This window comes from Pseudomonas sp. ICMP 3272, assembly GCF_001466905.1.
In the GTDB taxonomy this organism is placed as follows: Bacteria; Pseudomonadota; Gammaproteobacteria; order Pseudomonadales; family Pseudomonadaceae; genus Aquipseudomonas; species Aquipseudomonas amygdali.
On the sequence record NZ_LKEK01000105.1, the window covers coordinates 1 to 2,737 of the forward strand.

The 2,737-nt window shown below is 58.2% G+C and carries 1 protein-coding gene; it reads left to right on the forward strand.

What is annotated here, in order from left to right; genetic code table 11:
* Positions 1-2,737 (forward strand): hemagglutinin repeat-containing protein (locus tag AO068_RS24340; protein ID WP_177342412.1); only part of this gene is annotated, 2,737 nt, incomplete at both ends.

Sequence of the window (2,737 nt, forward strand, 5' to 3'; positions counted from 1 at the left end):
CGGCACGTATCGAAGCGGCTAACGACATGACCCTGCAAGCGGGTCGTGACGTGAAAAACACCGGCAGCGTGTTGCAGGCTGGTCGTGATTTGAGCATCTCTGCGGGCCGTGACGTCGCTATCGACTCGGCCCAGACCGAGAGCGGCCAGACACGCGGCGTGAACTCCAGTAATTCCAGCATTACGCAACTGGGCTCCACAGTCAGCGCCGGACGCGACCTGACGGCCCAGGCCGGCCGCGACATCAACGTGATCGCTAGCAGCATCGACGCCAAACGCGACATCGCGATGGCCGCAACGGAAAACCTGACCCTGTCCTCGGCGGCTGATGAACNGCAGGAAGATCATGTCAGCCAGGTGTCTGCGGACCTGAAAGCGGGCGGCAGTGTGGCTTTGCAGGCGGGGCAGAATCTCGACATCATTGCCAGCCGCATCAATGCGGGCAGCAACGTTGCTCTTGATGCTGCGCAAGATTTGACCATTGCATCAGCTCAGAACGAAAGCTCGTATTTCTATGCCAAAAAGAGCAAAGGTTCGTTCGGACGCAGTAGCAGCAAGCAGCAGGAAAGCTACGACAGCAGCAACGTAGCGTCGGTCATCAATGCAGGGCAAGACCTCACCATTAATACCACCAAGGCTGCTGACGGCAGCGTCAGCATCAACGGTGGGCATGACGTCAGTGTCATTGGCAGCCGTCTTTCGGCAGGCAATGACCTGATTCTCGGCGCCACTAACGATGTGACCGTACTCTCGGGTGTCGATGAGCAGGGTGCTTACAGCCAGAAAAGTAAATCCGGCTCTTTTGGCGTGTCCAAAAGTGGAAAAAGCGAGCTGAAGACCAGCTCTACCCAAGTCGCCAGTGAGCTGAATGCCGGCAACGATGTGGTAGTGGCTTCAGGCAAGGACATCACACTGCGTGCCAGCAACATCGGCGCAGGCAATGATGTGGACCTCCGAGCCGGGCTGTTGGATAAAACCGGCGACATCAATCTGCTCTCTGCCAACGACGAAGCCTCCAGCCACAGCGACGAGTACAAGAAGAAAACCGGTCTTTCAGTGTCTGGCGGATTCCTGTCCATCTCATCGGCTAAAGAAGCTGGTGGCCAAGCGCAGAGCAGCACCAGTGTAGGCAGCCAGATCAATGCTGCAGGCAATGTAAGTCTGCAGACCGAGCGCGACATCAATGTTATCGGCAGCAGCGTCAACGCAGGTGCAAACGTCAGTCTGAATGCGGGTCAGGACGTCAACATTCTGGCCGCACAGAGCACCAACTCCAATCAGGACTGGGAGAAGAAAAGGCAGTCTGGCATTGGCGTGTCTTCCAACGCCAATGGCGTGACGTTCTTCGCAGGCGTTGATCGCACCAAGGAAAACAACCGCCTTGAGCAACAGAGCGCTGCCGCCAGCCAGGTCCGCGCGGGTGAAGACCTCACGGTCAACGCCAAGCGCGACATCAATCAGGTAGGTTCTGACCTTCAGGCGCTCAATGACATCAATCTGACTGCCGGGCGCAACATCAAGATTGATGCCGCACGTGAATCCAGGACAGTTGAACAACAACGTGAAAACTCACGCAATGGCCTGAGTGCGAGCATTGATCACAACTATGGCAGCACCAAGGACGCCATCAGCGGCGCAGGCAAGGGTGAGGACGCCACGAGCAAGGGATCGAGCACGCTCAAGGCAGTAGACAGCACCTCGCAGTTCCTGTCTGGCCCGACGGGCGATGGAAAGTTCGGTAACAGCAAGCAGGGCACCAGCCAGCAAGTGGTCGAAACGACCAACCGCGCCTCGACGCTGGACGCAGGCAACAACCTGAACATTTCTGCGAGCAATGATGTTCAGATCAGCGGTGGCCAATTGCAGGCTGGCCGCGACATAAACATCAAAGGCCGGGATGTCACGCTTGATGCCGCCAAAGGCAGCTACAGCCAGGAAACCAGCGAGCAGAAAAGCTGGAGTGGTATCCACGGCAGCAGCAGTGGCGGGCTCAAAATCGGCGTGGGCGGCAGCAGCGGCATCGCCAAGGGTGATCAGAGTCAGGAGGCCTCGACCGTTACTACGTTGCAGGCAGGTCGTGACGTCAACCTCAAGGCCAGCAATGACCTTAACCTGATCGGCACTCAGGTCCAGGCAGAGCGAAACATCAATCTGAATGCCGGCAACACCCTCAACATCAAGGCAGCCCAGAACGACAGCTCCACCGAAAACACCCGTAAAAATGCCGGCGGGGAAGCTGGTATCGCCATCGGTCCGGGAGGCATCGGTGTTTACGCCAGCGTCAACATCGGCAAAGGCGACCTGGAGCGCGAAGGCAAACAGCAGCAGGAAGCGTACCTGTACGCCGGTAATCAGCTCGGTTTCACCAGCGGGCAGGACACCAACATTGCCGGTGCCACGCTGCGCGGCAACGATGTCGTCGGACGCGTAGGTCGCGACCTGAACGTCACATCCCTGCCGGACACCGGGAAAGTCGAAGGCAAGGAATTCGACCTCAGCGCAACTGTCGTGGTCGGCTTTGGCGGCAGCGTCAGCGGCTCGGTCGGGTACGGCCAGACCAATGGCTCCAAGAACTGGATCGAGGAACAGACCCGCATCACGGCCAAAGACAAGGTCGACATCCGCACCGAGAACCACACTCAACTCGACGGCGCATTGATTGCGTCCGATAGCGGCAACCTCAAGCTGGACACCAACACGCTGGGCTACAGCGACATCGCAGGCAAGGATAAAGAGCA